The sequence below is a fragment of the Vogesella indigofera genome (assembly GCF_003633895.1).
In the GTDB taxonomy this organism is placed as follows: Bacteria; Pseudomonadota; Gammaproteobacteria; order Burkholderiales; family Chromobacteriaceae; genus Vogesella; species Vogesella indigofera.
Genome location: NZ_RBID01000013.1, coordinates 157,604 through 174,484, shown reverse-complemented (window position 1 = coordinate 174,484; position 16,881 = coordinate 157,604). Strand labels below are relative to the sequence as shown.

The 16,881-nt window shown below is 64.5% G+C and carries 15 protein-coding genes; 10 read left to right on the top strand and 5 right to left on the bottom strand.

Annotated elements, in window-relative coordinates; all coding sequences use genetic code 11:
* Positions 1–48 precede the first annotated feature (48 nt).
* Positions 49–1,233, top strand: coding sequence for a cell division protein FtsZ (ftsZ, locus tag C8E02_RS06960; protein ID WP_047965934.1), 1,185 nt, complete (start codon positions 49–51; stop codon positions 1,231–1,233).
* A gap of 98 nt (positions 1,234–1,331) precedes the next feature.
* Entirely contained in the window at positions 1,332–2,243 is a 912-nt protein-coding gene (gene lpxC, locus C8E02_RS06955; RefSeq protein WP_170152125.1) for a UDP-3-O-acyl-N-acetylglucosamine deacetylase, read from the top strand.
* Positions 2,244–2,312: 69 nt separating this feature from the next.
* On the opposite strand, the gene asd is transcribed toward lpxC, so the two are convergent.
* From asd to C8E02_RS06935, 4 genes are all read right to left on the bottom strand, one after another.
* Positions 2,313–3,158, bottom strand: a complete 846-nt coding sequence (gene asd, locus C8E02_RS06950) for an archaetidylserine decarboxylase (RefSeq protein WP_120810228.1) — start codon at positions 3,156–3,158, stop codon at positions 2,313–2,315.
* Positions 3,159–3,243: 85 nt separating this feature from the next.
* Positions 3,244–4,149 (bottom strand): DMT family transporter, encoded by a 906-nt coding sequence (locus C8E02_RS06945; RefSeq protein ID WP_120810227.1) that lies wholly within the window; start codon positions 4,147–4,149, stop codon positions 3,244–3,246.
* A 12-nt stretch (positions 4,150–4,161) separates the two neighbouring features.
* The gene (locus tag C8E02_RS06940) at positions 4,162–4,695 is read right to left on the bottom strand and encodes a CNP1-like family protein (protein WP_170152122.1); all 534 of its coding nucleotides are present in this window, start codon (positions 4,693–4,695) and stop codon (positions 4,162–4,164) included.
* Between the two features lie 2 nt (positions 4,696–4,697).
* Positions 4,698–5,471 carry an NRDE family protein gene (locus C8E02_RS06935; protein WP_120810225.1) on the bottom strand — a complete coding sequence of 258 codons (774 nt, stop codon included), beginning with the start codon at positions 5,469–5,471 and terminating at the stop codon, positions 4,698–4,700.
* A gap of 88 nt (positions 5,472–5,559) precedes the next feature.
* On the opposite strand from C8E02_RS06935, the gene C8E02_RS06930 reads away from it, so the two are divergent.
* From C8E02_RS06930 to oppF, 7 genes are all read left to right on the top strand, one after another.
* Positions 5,560–5,790, top strand: coding sequence for a sulfurtransferase TusA family protein (locus tag C8E02_RS06930; protein WP_047965939.1), 231 nt, complete (start codon positions 5,560–5,562; stop codon positions 5,788–5,790).
* Positions 5,791–5,846: 56 nt separating this feature from the next.
* On the top strand, positions 5,847–6,878 hold the full coding sequence (gene pyrC, locus C8E02_RS06925; RefSeq protein WP_120810224.1) for a dihydroorotase: 1,032 nt from the start codon (positions 5,847–5,849) through the stop codon (positions 6,876–6,878).
* A 229-nt stretch (positions 6,879–7,107) separates the two neighbouring features.
* On the top strand, positions 7,108–8,715 hold the full coding sequence (locus C8E02_RS06920; RefSeq protein ID WP_211329189.1) for a peptide ABC transporter substrate-binding protein: 1,608 nt from the start codon (positions 7,108–7,110) through the stop codon (positions 8,713–8,715).
* A gap of 187 nt (positions 8,716–8,902) precedes the next feature.
* The gene (gene oppB / locus C8E02_RS06915; protein ID WP_120810222.1) at positions 8,903–9,823 is read left to right on the top strand and encodes an oligopeptide ABC transporter permease OppB; all 921 of its coding nucleotides are present in this window, start codon (positions 8,903–8,905) and stop codon (positions 9,821–9,823) included.
* Positions 9,824–9,837: 14 nt separating this feature from the next.
* Complete coding sequence (locus tag C8E02_RS06910) at positions 9,838–10,755, top strand: ABC transporter permease (RefSeq protein ID WP_082133630.1); 918 nt, start codon at positions 9,838–9,840, stop codon at positions 10,753–10,755.
* 12 nt (positions 10,756–10,767) lie between these two features.
* Positions 10,768–11,769, top strand: coding sequence for an oligopeptide/dipeptide ABC transporter ATP-binding protein (locus tag C8E02_RS06905; RefSeq protein WP_047965942.1), 1,002 nt, complete (start codon positions 10,768–10,770; stop codon positions 11,767–11,769).
* Positions 11,762–12,748, top strand: a complete 987-nt coding sequence (oppF, locus tag C8E02_RS06900; RefSeq protein WP_120810221.1) for a murein tripeptide/oligopeptide ABC transporter ATP binding protein OppF — start codon at positions 11,762–11,764, stop codon at positions 12,746–12,748. Before C8E02_RS06905 ends, oppF begins: the two co-directional genes overlap by 8 nt.
* Before the next feature lie 570 nt (positions 12,749–13,318).
* On the opposite strand, the gene secA is transcribed toward oppF, so the two are convergent.
* Positions 13,319–16,027: a preprotein translocase subunit SecA gene (secA, locus tag C8E02_RS06895; RefSeq protein ID WP_120810220.1), complete on the bottom strand. Its 2,709-nt coding sequence runs from the start codon at positions 16,025–16,027 to the stop codon at positions 13,319–13,321.
* Between the two features lie 233 nt (positions 16,028–16,260).
* Between secA and C8E02_RS06890 the strand changes: the two genes are divergently transcribed.
* Positions 16,261–16,689, top strand: coding sequence for a DciA family protein (locus C8E02_RS06890; protein ID WP_047965945.1), 429 nt, complete (start codon positions 16,261–16,263; stop codon positions 16,687–16,689).
* Positions 16,690–16,881 lie beyond the last annotated feature (192 nt).

Genomic DNA, 16,881 nt, shown 5'->3' with positions numbered 1-16,881 from the left:
GCATGACCAGGGTCTCGGGTTCGCTCATCTTTTAACAGGAGAGAAAAAATGAGCATGGTATTCGAAGTAATGCAGGAAACCGCCTCCGAGGCGGTGATCAAGGTGATCGGTGTTGGTGGTGGCGGCTGCAACGCCATCGACAACATGATCGACAATCTGGTGAACGGCGTGGAATTCATCTGCGCCAACACCGATGCCCAGGCGCTGAAGCGCAACAAGGCCGCGCAGAAGCTGCAGCTGGGTAACAACCTGACCCGCGGTCTGGGTGCCGGTGCCAATCCGGAAGTTGGCCGCAGCGCCGCGCTGGAAGACCGCGAACGCATCGCCGAGATGCTGCGCGGCGCCAACATGGTGTTCGTGACCGCCGGCATGGGCGGCGGTACCGGGACCGGCGCCGCGCCGGTGGTGGCGGAAGTAGCCAAGGAAATGGGCATCCTCACCGTCGGCGTGGTGACGCGTCCGTTCGATCACGAAGGCAAGCGTATGCGTGTCGCCAACGACGGCATCGAGCTGCTGAAGAAGCATGTCGATTCGCTGATCGTGATCCCGAACGAGAAGCTGATGGACGTGCTGGGTGACGACGTATCGATGCGCGACGCCTTCCGCGCCGCCGACGACGTGCTCAAGGGCGCCGTCGCCGGTATCTCGGAAGTGATTACCTGCCCGGGCCTGATCAACGTCGACTTTGCCGACGTGCGTGCGGTGATGGGCGAGATGGGCCTGGCGATGATGGGGTCGGCGTTTGCCTCCGGCATCGACCGTGCCCGCGTCGCCGCCGAACAGGCCGTGGCCAGCCCGCTGCTGGACAACATCACGCTGGAAGGTGCCCGTGGCGTACTGGTGAACATTTCCACCGCGCCGGGTTGCCTGAAGATGAGCGAATACCGCGAAATCATGTCCATCATCCGCCAGTACGCCGACGATGATGCGCAGGTGAAGTTCGGTACTGCCGAAGTGGAAGACATGCCGGAAGACACCATCCGCGTGACGCTGATCGCGACCGGCCTTGGCCAGAAGCCGCAGACCAGCCGTGACGAGCGTCCGGAATACATCAAGATCGTGAAGACCGGTACCGACAATATCGCGATGGAAGTGGACTACAACGAGCTGGGCAACACCCCGGCCGTGATGCGTAGCCGCAACCGCCGTGCCACCGGTGCCGCCGACTTCTCCGATCCATCGGTCAGCGAGTCGTTCGACATTCCGGCCTTCCTGCGCAAGCAGGCGGACTGATAGCGCAGATCTATAGTCGGTATCCGGTCAATCAATAAAGCACTAGCGCGAGCTGTGCTAGAATCGGTGTCACTGTAACGGCTTGAAAGCATGTGATGATTTTGCAGCGCACCTTGAAAAAAGCGATCAGCGCGACCGGCGTAGGCCTGCATTCGGGAGAAAGGGTGAAACTGACCCTGAACCCGGCGGCGCCCGATACCGGCATCGTGTTTCGCCGTACTGACCTGCCCGAGCCGGTCAGTGTCAAAGTGCATCCTTCGCTGGTGAACGATACGCGCCTCTCCTCGACGCTGGTCTCCGAGACCGGCGTGCGTATCGGCACCATCGAACACCTGATGTCCGCTTTTGCAGGGCTGGGCATTGATAACCTGCTGATCGACGTCACCGCGGCGGAGATGCCCATCATGGATGGCTCCGCCGCGCCGTTCATCTTCCTGCTGCAAAGCGCCGGCATCGTCGACCAGGACAAGCCGAAGCGCTTCATCCGCGTCAAGCAGGTGGTCGAGGTGGTGGAAGGCGACAAGTGGGTACGGCTGGCGCCGCACGACGGCTTCAGTGTCGAGCTGTCGATCGAGTTCAACCATCCGGCGTTCAACCGTGCGCCGCAGACGGTGCACATCGATTTCGCCCACCGTTCCTACATCGACGAGATCAGCCGCGCGCGCACCTTCGGCTTCATGCACGAGGTCGAGTACATGCGTAGCCACGGTCTCGGCCGCGGCGGTAACCTCAACAACGCCATCGTGATCGACGACGAGTACGTGCTCAATCCGGAAGGGCTGCGTTTTCCGGACGAGTTCGTGCGCCACAAGATCCTCGATGCCATCGGCGACCTGTACATCGTCGGCCATCCGCTGATCGCCGCCTTCAGCGGCCACAAGTCCGGCCATGCGCTCAACAACAAGCTGCTGCGCGTACTGCTGGATACGCCGGAGGCGTGGGAGTTCGTCAGCTTCAGCGACGAGCATGACGTGCCGTCCAGCTTCCACCGCCTGCCCGACGTGGTCTGAAGGTTGGCCGCATGAAAAAACCGCGCTGCGAGTGATCGCCGCGCGGTTTTGCATTGGGACGGGGCCTTCTTAGCGCGGTGTGCTCATCGCTTCGCCCAGGCGCACCGGCTTGGTCGGCAGCCAGGCCGGGTTGAACGCCATGCTGTGCTGCGGGAACAGCAGCACCACGGTGGAGCCGAGCAGGAAGCGGCCCATTTCCTCACCCTGCTTGAGGGTGATGTGCTGGCCGGTATAGGACCACTCGGTGACCTCGCTGCGGCGCGGCGGATTGACCACGCCGTGCCAGCTGGTGGCCATGCTGCCGACCACGGTGGCACCGACCAGGGTCAGCACCATAGTGCCGAACGCGGTGTCGAACACGCACACCACGCGCTCGTTGCGCGCGAACAGGCCGGGCACGCCGCGCGCGGTGGTCGGGTTGACCGAGAACAGCGCGCCAGGCACGTAGATCATGCGCCGCAGCGTGCCGTCGCACGGCATGTGGATGCGGTGGTAGTCGCGCGGGCTGAGGTAGATGGTGGCGAACTGGCCGTCGGCGAACTGTGCCGCCAGGCTGGCGTCGCCGCCGAGCAGCGCGGTGGTGGAGTAGTGGTGGCCCTTGGCCTGGAAGATCTGGTCCTGCGCGATGTGGCCGAACTGGCTGATGGCGCCGTCCACCGGGCAGGTCAGCGCCGCGTCCGCCTGCGGCCGCACGCCGTCGCGCAGCGCGCGGGTGAAGAAGGCATTGAAGGTGTCGTAGCTGGCGATGTCCGGATTGGCGGCTTCCGCCATGTTGACCTGGTAACGGCGCACGAACCAGCGGATCAGCCGCGTGGTGCGCTCGCCGCCACGGGCATTGGCAACCCGGCCGGCAAAGGCGGTCAGCGCCTGCTTGGGCAGCAGGTATTGCGGCAATACGGCAAGACGATCGGACACGATGACACCCTAATTCGAAAAACAGCGGCAGATTATACCGGTGCCGCTGTCTCTGTCGGGAAAAACCGTGTCGACTGGCCGCCTGTCACTCGGTGAGTGTCAGCTCCGCCGGCTTGCGTTCGCGGCTGATCACCACCACCGCCGCCAGGATCAGCGCGCCGCCGGCCAGCTGCGACAGGGTGACGGCTTCGTGCAGGAACACCGCCGCCAGCAGCACGGTGACTACCGGCTCCACCGTCGATAGCAGCGAGGCCTGGGTGGCGTCGGTTTTTTCCAGTCCGGCCAGGAACAGCGTGATGGCAATCACGGTGGAAATCAGCGCGATCAGCGCAATGGCCAGCACGCCGCTGCCGCTCGCCGGCGGCTGCAGCCCCTGCAGGCTGACCACGATGCCATTGCACAGTGCTGCCGACAGCGTCACCACGCAGGCGGCAGCGAGCGGGTGGCCGCGCTCGCGCAGGCGGCTGCCGGCCAGGATGTATAGCGCGTAGATCAGCGCCGCGCCCAGCCCCAGCAGCAGGCCGCGCAGTGAGGTCGACCACTCCAGCCCGATGGTGACCGCCAGCCCGCCCAGCGCCAGCAGCAGCGCCAGCAGGCGGCGCCGGGTCAGCGGCTCGCCGAGCAGGCTGGAGAGCAGGATCACGATCACCGGAAACAGGTACAGCAGCAGCGCCACGGTGCCGGCCGAGGCGTAGTGCAGCGCATTGAAATAACAGGCCGACATGCCGGCGTAGCCGACCGCGCCCATCGCGATCAGCGTCAGCAGGCTACGGCCGCGCGGCCACGGCAGCCGCCGCCACAGCACCCACGGCAGCAACAGCAGCCCGGCCACCAGGAAGCGCAGGAACAGCAGGCTGCCGGTACTGACGCCGTCGGCGTAAGCCTGTTTGGCAAAGATCGCCATCGCGCCGAAGGCCACCGCGGAGAGCAGGATCTGGGCGGGGCCGAGCAGGCTGTGGCCGGGCGACAGGGTGGTGGCTGAGGCGGTCATGGCAGCATCCGTTTACTTTTTGCGCGGTCTGGCGTCCGGCTTGTTCAGGTTGGTAAGCAGCGCTTCGGCGTTGCGTGGCGCCAGGCCGTCCGGGCACAGGTTCTTCAGCATGGTCTGGCGGAAAGGATCGCCAAAGCTGGCCTTCTGCCATTTGGCCTTGGTCGACTCGATCCAGCGCTTGCCCTCGGGGTCGGCAAAGCCGTAGCTGCGCAGGCTGCGCTCGTTGCAGTGCACGCCTTCACGGCTGATGTTCTCCGCGCCCTTGCTGCTCAGCTGGCGCAGGCTGAAACGGGTGACGCCATCGCTGCCGACCTGGATCGAGCCGGCATCGATGAACACGCGTTGTTTGACCTCGCCCGGCATCTCGATCTCGCGCCAGTCGAAGCTGGCCGGATAGTCGGCCAGCGGCACGCTGGCTTCCTGCCACGGGGCTTCTTCCTCGTACCAGTTCTGCTTGCTGTGGACCGGGCGGTCTTTACCCAGGGAGCTGGCCACGGCAAGGTTGGCCGCAACGGCGATGACAAGGGCAGGGGCAAGGTATTTCACGATCATGAGTTCCTGTTGGGAGTGAGGCGCATGGTCTGGCGACGGCGACCGCTTTCACGGCCACCCAGTCCCCAGCTGACTTCGGTAAAGCTTAATTCGCTGCGCGCGTTCAGCATCAGTACCGACGAGGCGCGGGTGCCGTAGTCGCGGCCGTTGATGAACACCGGCGACAGCATCTTTTCCAATGCCAGACCGACGCCGGTATTGGGTAATTGTTCCACCGGTGCCGGGGTCGGGTCGCTCAGCCAGCGCAGGATGTCGTTTTCCGCCGGCGGCCGTGTCTGCTGCTGCAGCTTGGCGCGCAGCTGTTCGCACTTGAACCAGCGGCTGTTCATGTCGGCATTGGACAGCACGTGGATGCCCGGCGGCACGCGGTTGAGCATGCCGCTGCGGCTGTTGAAGTGCAACAGGTTGCGGATCTCGCCGAACAGCAGGTTGAACGGGGCGAACTGGCGGTGCTCGGCCTTGAGCCAGGCGGCGAATTCCAGCGCCGATTCATCGCCGCTGACAAAGCGCTTGACCAGCTCGCCGCGCGAGCGCGCCGCGCTGCGGGCATGGCCTTCGCGGATGTGGGTGACGGCGGCAAAGCGGCCGCGTACGTCCATCGCCAACCAGCTGCCGCCGGCCTGCAAATCGCGGCCGCCGAGCACGTCCGGATGTTCCGGGCGCCAGAAATCCAGCGCCGCGGTGGGGCGGGCGTAATACTCGTCACGGTTGGCCGCCACCAGCAGCGGCCCGCAGGCTGCGGTCTGGTAGGCGAGGGCAATCACACACATATAATGGTATTGCGCACTTGGGCAATCTGCCGGCGCACCTTAAAATAGATCGCTTCATTGTAACGTGTAATGGCAGGGGATAGTTTTCATGCAGCCAGATCTTCACCTCGACCTGTCCGGTCTCAATTGTCCGCTGCCGATACTGCGCGCGAAAAAGGCGCTGGCCGGCCTGACCAGCGGCCAGGTGCTGTCCGCCATCGCCACCGACCCCGGTGCGCCGAAGGATTTCGAGGCCTTTTGCCGCCAGACCGGCAATGCGCTGCTGGAGTCGTCCACCACCGACGACGGCCGCTTCCTGCTGGTGATCCGCCGCAAATAAGACACCACCGGCGTTGCCACGGCGGCGCCCGCTTTTTATTCAAGAAAGGTTTTGCCATGCAACTGACCATTACCCGCCCCGACGACTGGCACCTGCACATCCGTGATGGCGAGGCGCTGGCGGCGGTGCTGCCCGATACCTGTCGCCAGATGGGCCGCGCCATCATCATGCCCAACCTGAAACCGCCGGTGACCACCGTCGAGGCCGCCGCCGCCTACCGCGAGCGCATCCTGGCCGCGCGTCCGGCCGGCAGCAATTTCGAGCCGCTGATGACGCTGTACCTGACCGAAACCACCAGCGCCGACGAGGTATGCAAGGCCAAGGAAAGCGGCTTCGTGCACGGCATCAAGCTGTACCCGGCCGGCGCCACCACCAATTCCGACGCTGGCGTGCGCGACGTGAACAACGCGATGGCGGCGCTGGAAGCGATGGCCGAAGTCGGCATGCCGCTCTTGGTGCACGGCGAAGTGACCGACCCTGCCGTGGACGTGTTCGACCGCGAGGCGGTGTTCATCGACACCGTGTTCGAGCCGCTGATGACGCGCCTGCCGCAACTGCGCGTGGTGTTCGAGCACATCACCACACAACAGGCGGCGGAGTATGTCGCCGGCGCTGCGGCCAACGTTGCCGCCACCATCACCGCCCACCACCTGCTGATGAACCGCAATGCGCTGTTCACCGGCGGCATCCGTCCGCACCACTACTGCCTGCCGGTGCTCAAGCGCGAGCGGCACCGCGAAGCGCTGCTGAAGGCGGCGACCAGCGGCAGCGACAAGTTCTTCCTCGGCACCGACAGCGCGCCGCACGCGCGCCACACCAAGGAAAACGCCTGCGGCTGCGCCGGCATGTACACCGCCAATGCCGCCATCGAGCTGTACGCCGAGGCGTTCGAGGCCGCCGGTGCGCTGGACAAGCTGGAGGCGTTCGCCAGCTTCAACGGCCCGGCGTTCTACGGCCTGCCGCGCAACAGCGACACCATCACCCTGGTGAAGGAAAGCTGGCAGGTGCCGGCGGAAATCACCTACGGCAACGACACGCTGGTGCCGCTGCGCGCCGGCGAGCATGTGTTTTGGAAATGCCTGGCATGAGTAGGGCTCATGCCTTGGCATAAATGTGGTGTTTCTACTCGGATTCTGTGAAAGAAATGCCACGCTTTTTGCTTGTCGTGGTGGCTAGTTCATGTTTTAGTGCTTGTGGCGCACTTTATGGCTGGGCATAATTGCCTCGCCTTTGCGTATTGTATCCATATCGTGCTGAGGGCCAGCCTGGGGTTGGCCCTCGTCGTTTCAAGGAGAGCAGGAGAATATGAAAAAAACCATGACAATCAGTGTGTTGGCAGCATCCGTTGCCCTGGGCCTGGGCGTGTCCGGCGCCGCGTTTGCCGCCAAGGTACCGGCCGGTACCCCGCTGGCCGCCAAGCAGGAAATCGTGCGCAACAACGGTTCCGAAGCGGAATCGCTGGATCCGGCCATCGCCGAGTCGGTGGGTGCCAACAACCTCGTCCGTGACCTGTTCGAAGGCCTGACCGCCACCGACAACGAAGGCAAGGTCGTGCCGGGTGTGGCCGAGTCCTGGAAGCAGAAAGACCCGACCACCTGGGTATTCACCCTGCGCAAGAACGCGAAATGGTCGGATGGCTCCAGCGTGACCGCTGATGATTTTGTCTATGGTATTCGTCGTTTCCTCGATCCGAAGACCGCCTCCACCTACGCCACCACCTACGGCACCTTCCTGCTCAACGGTGTTGAAGCCGCCGAAGGCAAGAAGCCGGTAAGCGATGTCGGCGTCAAGGCGCTCGACAAGTTCACCCTCGAAATCAAGACCCCGTACCCGGTGGCCTTCCTGCCGGAAGTGGTATCCAACGGCCAGCTGGGCCCGGTACCGAAAGCGGCCATCGACAAGTTCGGCAAGGACTGGGTCAAGCCGGGCAATATGGTCAGCAACGGCGCCTTCGTGCTGAAGGAGTGGCAGGTCAACAGCAAGGTGGTGCTGGCCAAGAACCCGCAGTACTGGGACAACAAGAACGTGCAGCTGACCCGCGTCACCTACCTGCCGATCGAAGACGGTTTTGCCGACGTGAAGATGTTCCTGTCCGGTGAAAACGACTGGGTGTACCAGCTGCCACCAGGCACCTACGAGAAGTACAAGGCCGAGCTGCCGAAAGACATCCGCAACGCGCCGATGCTGGGCCTGCGTTACTACGGTCTGAACCACAAGGACCCGGTGATGAAGGACGTGCGCGTGCGCAAGGCGCTGAACATGGTCATCGACCGTGACATCCTCGCCACCAAGATCACCGCCGACGGCCAGGTACCGGCCTACAGCGCCATCGTGCGCGGCACCAACGGCGCCGATGTGACCAGCTACGACTGGGCCAAGTGGCCGATGGCGCAGCGCGTGGCCGAAGCCAAGAAGCTGCTGGCCGCCGCCGGCGTGAAGCCGGGCAGCAAGGTCAAGTTCAGCTACAACACCAGTGAATACCACAAGAAGATGGCGATCTTCGCCGCTTCGGAATGGAAGACCAAGCTCGGCCTCAACACCGAGCTGGAAAACATGGAATTCAAGGTGCTGCTGAAGAAGCGCCATGACGGCGACTACCAGATCGGCCGCAACGGCTGGGTGGCCGACTACAACGACGCCACCACCTTCCTGACCCTGGTGCAGTGCGGTTCCGAGCAGAACGACAACTTCAACTGCAATCCGAAGGCCGAAGCACTGATCAAGCAGGGCAACCTGGCGCAGAATCCGGCCCAGCGCAAGCAGCTGCTGACCCAGGCCACCAAGCTGATCATGGATGACTACCCGATGATCCCGCTGCTGCAGTACACCGTACCGCGGCTGGTGAAATCCTACGTCGGCGGCTACACCACCAAGAATCCGATGGACCGCTATCGCAGCAAGGACCTGTACATCATCAAGCACTAAGCTGAGTTGATGGCAGTCTGACGGGGCTTGCCCCTGATGTGCGCAGACCGGGTGTGCTCCGTGACGGGGCCACCCGGTCTGGTTTGAAGTGATGGCGATTGCTGCACTGCCGCGACCTGCGGTGCTGCTGCCGCTTGCCTGCCTGCATTGCTGCAATGCAAAGCGCTATCCGTCCTGGAGTACTCCCATGTGGTCTTACGCTTTACGACGCGTGCTGATGACGATTCCCACGTTGTTGCTCGTCATCACCGTCTGTTACCTGATGCTGCACGCCACCCCCGGTGGCCCGTTTGACACCGAACGCAAGGTTTCCGCTGCGGTGATGGCCAACCTGCAGGCCAAGTACCATCTGGACCTGCCGCTGTGGCAACAATACCTCCTCTACCTCAAGAGCCTGCTGCAAGGCGATCTGGGGGCTTCTTTCCGTTACGCCGACTGGAGCGTCAACGAGCTGGTGGGCAATGCGCTGCCGGTATCGCTGGCCATCGGCGGCGGTGCACTGCTGCTGTCGGTGGTCATCGGTGTGGCGCTGGGCATCATCGCCGCGCTGCGCCAGAACAGCCTGATCGACTACTTCGTGATGCTGGTCGGCAACCTCGGCAGCGCCTTCCCCTCCTTCGTGATCGGCCCGGTGCTGATCCTGCTGTTCGCCATCTGGCTGAGCGTGCTGCCGGCCGGCGGCTGGAACGACTTCGACCCGCGCTACATGGTGCTGCCGATCGCGCTGCTGACCTTCATCAACGTGTCCACCATCGGCCGCGTGATGCGCGGCAGCCTGATCGAGGTGCTGAACAGCAACTTCATCCGCACCGCGCGCGCCAAGGGCCTGCCGCTGCGGACCATCGTGTTCCGCCACGCGCTGAAGCCGGCGCTGATGCCGGTGGTGTCGGTGCTCGGCCCGCTGGCGATCTCGTCGATCACCTCGGCGGTGGTCACCGAGTCGGTGTTCTCGCTGCCGGGGCTGGGCAAGCTGATCATCAACGGCGCCTCCAACCGCGACTACACGCTGGTGCTGGGGCTGGTGGTACTGGTGACCGTGTTCGCGGTGATTCTCAATCTGCTGGTTGACCTCGCCTACGCGTATCTCGACCCGAAAATCCGCTACTGAGCGAGGGCTTGCACATGTTGTTCAGAAGTAAACAAAAGGCGGTGGCCGAGGCCATGGCGGCCAACCTGAGCATGGCCGCGGTCGAAGGCCGCAGCCCGTGGGCCGATGCCCGCGAACGTTTCCTGCGTAACAAGGCGGCCGTGGTCAGCCTGATCCTGCTGTCGCTGGTGGTGCTGGCCTGTGTCTTCGGGCCGATGCTGCTGCCGCACAGCTACGAGGACACCGACTGGGATGCGATGGCGATGGCGCCGACCTGGCACAACCTGCACCTGTTCGGCACCGACGACCTCGGCCGCGACCTGCTGGTACGCACCCTGATCGGCGGCCGCATCTCGCTGATGGTCGGCCTGATGGCCACCATCGCCTCGGTCACCATCGGCATCGTGTGGGGCGCCACCGCCGGCTTCCTCGGCGGCAAAGTCGATACCGTGATGATGCGCATCGTCGACATGATGTACGCGGTGCCCTACCTGCTGATCGCCATCCTGATGGTGACCCTGCTCGGTCGCGAGTTCTACCTGGTGGTGCTGACCATCACCGTGTTCTCGTGGATGGACATGGCGCGCGTGGTGCGCGGCCAGACGCTGTCGGTGAAGTCGAAGGAGTTCGTCGAAGCGGCGCGTGCCATCGGCGTGTCCACCGGCAGCATCATCTTCCGCCACGTGGTGCCCAACCTGCTGGGCATCGTGGTGATCTACACCACGGTGACGGTGCCGGGCGTGATCCTCACCGAATCGGTGCTGTCCTTCCTGGGCCTCGGCGTGCAGGAGCCGATGACCAGCTGGGGCGTACTGATCGAAGACGGCACCGGGGTGATGGAAACCACACCGTGGATGCTGCTGTTCCCTGCGGCCATGCTGTCGCTCACCCTGTACTGCGCCAACTATATCGGCGACGGCATGCGTGACGCACTGGACCCGAAAGACCGATAAGAGGAGAACAGCATGAGCCTGTTACAAGTAAACAATCTCGGCGTGCAGTTCCAGACCCCCGACGGTCTGGTCAGCGCCGTCAACGGCGTCAGCTTCGACCTGCAGGCCGGCCAGACGCTGGGCATCGTCGGCGAATCCGGCTCCGGCAAGAGCCAGAGCGTGCTGGCGATGATGGGTCTGTTGGCCAAGAACGGCAAAGCCAGTGGCGAAGCGCTGTACAACGGCCAGAACCTGCTGACGATGAGCCCGCGCCAGCTGAACGCGATCCGCGGCGACCGCGTGTCGATGATCTTCCAGGACCCGATGACCTCGCTGAACCCCTACCTGACGGTGGAGCGGCAGATGACCGAGGTGCTGGAGCTGCACAAGGGCATGACCCGGCGCGAGGCGAAAAAGCGCGCCATCAGCCTGCTGGAAGCGGTGCGCATTCCCGAGGCGGCCCGCCGCGTCGACATGTACCCGCACGAGTTCTCCGGCGGCATGCGCCAGCGCGTGATGATCGCGATGGCACTACTGTGCGAGCCGGAAATCCTGATCGCCGACGAGCCGACCACCGCGCTGGACGTGACGGTGCAGGCACAGATCCTCAGCCTGCTGAAGGACCTGCAGCGCGACTTCGGCACCGCCATCGTGATGATCACCCACGATCTGGGCGTGGTGGCCGGCTTGTGCGAAAAAGTGATGGTGATGTATGGCGGCCGGGTGATGGAATACGGTAGCGCCAACGACATCTTCTACCAGCCGTCGCACCCGTACACCATTGGTTTGCTCGGCGCGCTGCCGCGGCTGGACCACGACGGCAGCGAACTGGTCAGCATCCCCGGCAATCCGCCGAACATGGCCAACATGCCGAAGGGCTGTCCGTTCTCTGAACGCTGCACCCATGTCAGCGAGCTGTGCATCAGCACGCTGCCGCCACTGGCTGCCTCTGCGGCCAACCCTGCCGTGCTGCGCGCTTGTCACAAGGCACCGCAGGAGCTGAAACCGTCCGTCGAGGTAGTGGCCCATGTCTGACAAGAAACTGATTCTCTCGGTGCGCGACGTCAAGGTGCACTTCAAGGTCAAGGGCGGCAACGACTGGCCGTGGACGCCGAAGAAAACGCTGAAGGCGGTCGACGGCGTCAGCTTCGACCTGTACGAAGGCGAGACGCTGGGCGTGGTCGGCGAGTCCGGTTGCGGCAAGTCGACTCTGGCGCGTTCCATCCTCAACCTGATCCCGGCCACCGCCGGCGAGATCGTGTGGATGGGCAAGGACCTGCGCCAGGGCAGCGAAAAAGACTGGCTGGCGGTGCGCCGCGACATCCAGATGATCTTCCAGGACCCGCTGGCCTCGCTCAACCCGCGCATGACCATCGCCCAGATCATCGGCGAGCCGCTGCGCGTGCACCGCCCGGAGCTGTCGTCCGAGGAAGTGATGAAGCGCGTGCGCGCGATGATGGTCAAGGTCGGCCTGCGCGAGCAGATGATCAACCGCTATCCGCACGAGTTCTCCGGCGGCCAGTGCCAGCGTATCGGCATCGCCCGCGCGCTGATCCTGGAGCCGAAGCTGATCATCTGCGACGAGCCGGTGTCGGCGCTGGACGTGTCGATCCAGGCGCAGATCATCAACCTGCTGAAGGAACTGCAGCGCGAGATGGGGCTGGCACTGATCTTCATCGCCCACGACCTGGCGGTGGTGAAGCACATTTCCGACCGCATCCTGGTGATGTATCTGGGGCGCGAGATGGAGCTGGCGGAGAAGCATGCGCTGTACGACAAACCGTCGCACCCGTATACCCGCGCGCTGCTGTCGGCGATCCCGATCCCGGACCCGAAACTGGAGCGCAACAAGGTGATCCAGATCCTGCAGGGCGACCTGCCCAGCCCGATCAACCCGCCGTCCGGCTGTGTGTTCCGCACCCGCTGCCCGCTGGCGGAGGCGCAGTGCGCCGGCGAACGCCCGGAGTTGCGCCGGCTGAGCGCCGACACCCAGTCGTCCTGCCTGCTGGCCTGACACAAGCTTGGCCGCAAGCCTGCGGCCAACCTTAACATCACCCTGTCGCCGCATCCGCGGTGGCAGGGTTTTTTCATGGGGGATGCGACGGCTGGCCAGCGTTGACGGCGGCGTTTTCGGGCGGGGCTGCTGTTGTGGGGGCGTGATCACGCTTGTGTCGCACGGTGGCGTGCGCTGCGGTGCAAAGCTTGGTGCCATTGCCGTGTCGTGTCGTGTCGTGTCGTGCAGTGCAGTGCAGTGCAGTGCGGACGGCAAGCCCGTTACGGTGGGGTAGGGCGTGCGAGATGGTCGTGCGCCGCAGGCGGTCTGCAGCAGGCCAGGGTTGGCCGCAAGCTTGCTGCCGCTGCCGCTGCCGCTGCCGCTGCCGCTGGCGATGACCGCCGGCAGCGGTGGCGTTGCCGCCGTTCGGCTTGCTCGTGACCGGGCGGTCACACTCAGGGCGGTGACGTACAGATCGGGCGCGCTGCGGCCAACCTTCGGCCGTGTGCGCTGACCGTCAGCACCAGCGCGGCACCATGAAAAACGCCGCCGTGACCGGAGTCACGGCGGCGTGGTGGGGCTGGCTACGGCTCAGCTCAGCTGGCCATGGCACTGCTTGTAGCGCTTGCCGCTGCCGCACGGGCAGGCGTCGTTGCGACCGATGCGCAGGCCCTGTGCCGCCAGCGCGGCGGCAGAGAACGGATTGTCCTCGCCGGAGACCGCCGACGGCAGCTCGTCGTGGTGCAGTTCCATGCCGGCCACCTGGTGCGGGGCCACCGCTTCCATGTCGGCTTCGCTGCGTACCTGTACCGTCATCAGCACGCCGACCACGCTGCGCTTGATGCGGTCCAGCATGCCGGCGAACAGTTCGAACGCCTCGCGCTTGTATTCCTGCTTCGGGTTCTTCTGCGCGTAGCCGCGCAGGTGGATGCCCTGGCGCAGGTGGTCCATGGCGGCGAGGTGTTCGCGCCAGTTGTTGTCCAGCATCTGCAACACTAGGCCATGCTCGAACTGGCGCATCGCCGCTTCGCCGGCCTGGCTGATCTTGTCCTGGTAGGCGGCCGCGGCCAGCTCCAGAATGCGCTGCTTGATGTCGGGAATGTCCAGCGTCGGCTGTTCCTGGATCCACTGCGCCACCGGCGCGGCGAGCTGGAACTCGCTGTCCAGCGCCTTTTCCAGGCCCGGCAGGTCCCACTGTTCTTCCAGCGATTCCGGCGGGATGTGCTGGTCGATGAGGTCGGACAGCACGTCGTCGCGCATATTGCTGACGATGGCGGACACGTCCTGGTCTTCCAGGATCTCGTTGCGCTGCTGGTAGATCACCTTGCGCTGGTCGTTGGCGACGTCGTCGTACTCCAGCAGCTGCTTGCGGATGTCGAAGTTGCGGCCTTCCACCTTGCGCTGCGCGTTCTCGATGGAGCGGGTCACCCAGGCGTGCTCGATCGCCTCGCCGTCCGGCATCTTCAGCTTGTCCATGATCATCGCGACGCGGTCACCGGCGAAGATGCGCAGCAGCGGGTCTTCCAGCGACAGGTAGAAGCGGCTGGAGCCGGGGTCGCCCTGGCGGCCGGCACGGCCGCGCAGCTGGTTGTCGATACGGCGCGATTCGTGGCGTTCGGTACCGATGATGTGCAGGCCGCCGGCGGCCAGCACCTGTTCGTGGCGCAGTTTCCAGTCGCTGCGGATGGCGTCGATGCGCGCCGCCTTGTCGGCGTCGGACAGGCTGTCGTCGGCTTCCACCGCCTTGATTTCCGGCTCCGGGTTGCCGCCGAGTACGATGTCGGTACCGCGGCCGGCCATGTTGGTGGCGACGGTGATCACGCCGGGACGACCGGCCTGCACGATGATGTCGGCTTCACGCGCGTGTTCCTTGGCGTTGAGCACGTTGTGCGTGAGGCCGGCATCGCCGAGCAGCTTGGCGACGATTTCCGAGTTTTCGATGCTGGTGGTGCCGACCAGCACCGGCTGGCCGCGCTGCTGGCAGTCGCCGATGTCGGCGAGGATGGCCGCGTATTTTTCGCGTGCGGAACGGTAGATCTTGTCCTGGCTGTCGATACGCACCATCGGACGGTTGGTCGGGATCACCACCGTTTCCAGGCCGTAGATGCTCTGGAATTCGAAGGCTTCGGTGTCGGCGGTGCCGGTCATGCCGGACAGCTTGCCGTACAGGCGGAAGTAGTTCTGGAAGGTGATCGACGCCAGCGTCTGGTTCTCGCGGTTGATCTGCACGCCTTCCTTGGCTTCCACCGCCTGGTGCAGGCCGTCGGACCAGCGGCGGCCGGACATCAGGCGGCCGGTGAATTCGTCGACGATGATCACCTCGCCGTCCTGCACCACGTAGTGCTGGTCGCGCATGAACAGCGCGTGCGCCTTCAGCGCGGCGCCGAGGTGATGCATCAGCGAGATGTTGGCCGCCGAGTACAGGCTGTCGCCGTCCTGCAGCAGGCCCATTTCGGCCATGATCTGTTCCGCGCGCTCGTGGCCGGCTTCGGACAGCAGCACGCTGTGTGCTTTTTCGTCGACCCAGTAGTCGCCTTCGCCGTCTTCGGTTTCCTGCTTCTGCAGGCGCGGTGGTACCTGGTTGATCAGCTGGTACATGGCGACGTTGTCGTCGGCCGGACCGGAGATGATCAGCGGCGTGCGCGCCTCGTCGATCAGGATGGAGTCCACTTCGTCGACCACGGCGAAGTTCAGCTTGCGCTGCACCTTCTCGCCCAGCGAGAACACCATGTTGTCGCGCAGGTAGTCGAAGCCGAATTCGTTGTTGGTGCCGTAGGTGATGTCGCTGCCGTAGGCGGCCTTCTTGGCGTCGTGCGCCATCTGGCTGAGATTGACGCCGACCGACAGGCCGAGGAAGTTGTACAGCTTGGCCATGATGCCGGCGTCGCGGCTGGCCAGGTAGTCGTTGACGGTGATCACGTGCACGCCGTTGCCGGACAGCGCATTCAGGTACACCGGCAGGGTGCCGACCAGGGTCTTGCCCTCGCCGGTACGCATCTCGGCGATCTTGCCCTGGTGCAGCACCATGCCGCCGATCAGCTGCACGTCGAAGTGGCGCATGTTCAGCACGCGGCGGGAGGCTTCGCGGCAGACGGCGAACGCCTCCGGCAGCAGCGCGTCCAGCGTTTCGCCCTTGGCATGACGCTCCCGGAACTCGGTGGTCTTGGCCGCCAGCGCTGCGTCGGACAGCGCGGTCATGGTGCTTTCCATGGCGTTGATGCGCGCCACAACCTGTCGGTATTCCTTCAGCAGGCGTTCGTTGCGGCTGCCGAATACTTTCTTAAGGAGCGTCGAAATCATTGTCTGAACATCCAGCGGCCAGCGGGCCGAAAAAAATGGCTTAAAGTGTAGCACACGAATAAGCGGCATAGATGGGGCCGATTCTGCGCGGAATCAAGATGCATGGCGATGAATTGCCGGCCGCCCGGCCGCCGTTGCGGCCAACCTTGTACACGCCGCGTGGCGGCGTGGATGGCACGGCAGGCAGGGCGGTTTAGCGCTAAACTGCGGCTATCCCTTTGCCCGACTTCATCATGAGCAGCCTGCACCTCACCGCCTTCAGCCGCCGCGACAAGCAGCTGGCCGACCTGACCGCCGCCGCCCACGCCATTCTGGCGCTGGACCGCGCGTTCAAGCGCCTGCTGCCGGGGCAACTTGGTCAGTTCTGCCAGGTGGCCTGCGTGCGCGACGGCGAACTGGTGGTCTACGCCCACAACAGCACCGTCGCCGCGCGGCTGAAGCTGCTCGGCAACAGCCTGCTGGCGCCGCTGCAGCGGCAGGGCCACCCGCTGCGCAGCCTGCGCGTCAAGGTGCTGCCGACACCGCCCAAGCTGCGCAAGCCGAAATCCTTTGCCCTGTCCGAGGCCGGCGTCAGCGCCTTCGACGACGCCGCGCGCCAGATCCGCAACCCGGTGGTGCGCGAGGCGATGCTGGCACTGCTGGCCCACCACAAGCCGCGCTGAGAACCTGTCCACGATCTCGCGCGCTCACGCGGGACGAGGCGAAAACGGCTGGGAAGCGGCGTTTATCCAGAGATGAACAAGCCTTCCGAAGGCGTTTTTAACGCGGCATCGCCCCATTTGAGATGAAGTCGCAGCAGATCGTGAACAGGTTCTGACGGCGTGCCGGGCGCAGAATGTACCAGCGGGTGTGGT

Coding starts and splice junctions, on each gene's coding strand:
- ftsZ (WP_047965934.1), top strand. CDS start 49: ATGAGCATGGTATTCGAAGTAATGCAGGAAACCGCCTCCGAGGCGGTG.
- C8E02_RS06945 (WP_120810227.1), bottom strand. CDS start 4,149: ATGACCGCCTCAGCCACCACCCTGTCGCCCGGCCACAGCCTGCTCGGC.
- C8E02_RS06935 (WP_120810225.1), bottom strand. CDS start 5,471: ATGTGTGTGATTGCCCTCGCCTACCAGACCGCAGCCTGCGGGCCGCTG.
- C8E02_RS06930 (WP_047965939.1), top strand. CDS start 5,560: ATGCAGCCAGATCTTCACCTCGACCTGTCCGGTCTCAATTGTCCGCTG.
- pyrC (WP_120810224.1), top strand. CDS start 5,847: ATGCAACTGACCATTACCCGCCCCGACGACTGGCACCTGCACATCCGT.
- C8E02_RS06920 (WP_211329189.1), top strand. CDS start 7,108: ATGACAATCAGTGTGTTGGCAGCATCCGTTGCCCTGGGCCTGGGCGTG.
- oppB (WP_120810222.1), top strand. CDS start 8,903: ATGTGGTCTTACGCTTTACGACGCGTGCTGATGACGATTCCCACGTTG.
- C8E02_RS06910 (WP_082133630.1), top strand. CDS start 9,838: ATGTTGTTCAGAAGTAAACAAAAGGCGGTGGCCGAGGCCATGGCGGCC.
- C8E02_RS06905 (WP_047965942.1), top strand. CDS start 10,768: ATGAGCCTGTTACAAGTAAACAATCTCGGCGTGCAGTTCCAGACCCCC.
- oppF (WP_120810221.1), top strand. CDS start 11,762: ATGTCTGACAAGAAACTGATTCTCTCGGTGCGCGACGTCAAGGTGCAC.
- secA (WP_120810220.1), bottom strand. CDS start 16,027: ATGATTTCGACGCTCCTTAAGAAAGTATTCGGCAGCCGCAACGAACGC.
- C8E02_RS06890 (WP_047965945.1), top strand. CDS start 16,261: ATGAGCAGCCTGCACCTCACCGCCTTCAGCCGCCGCGACAAGCAGCTG.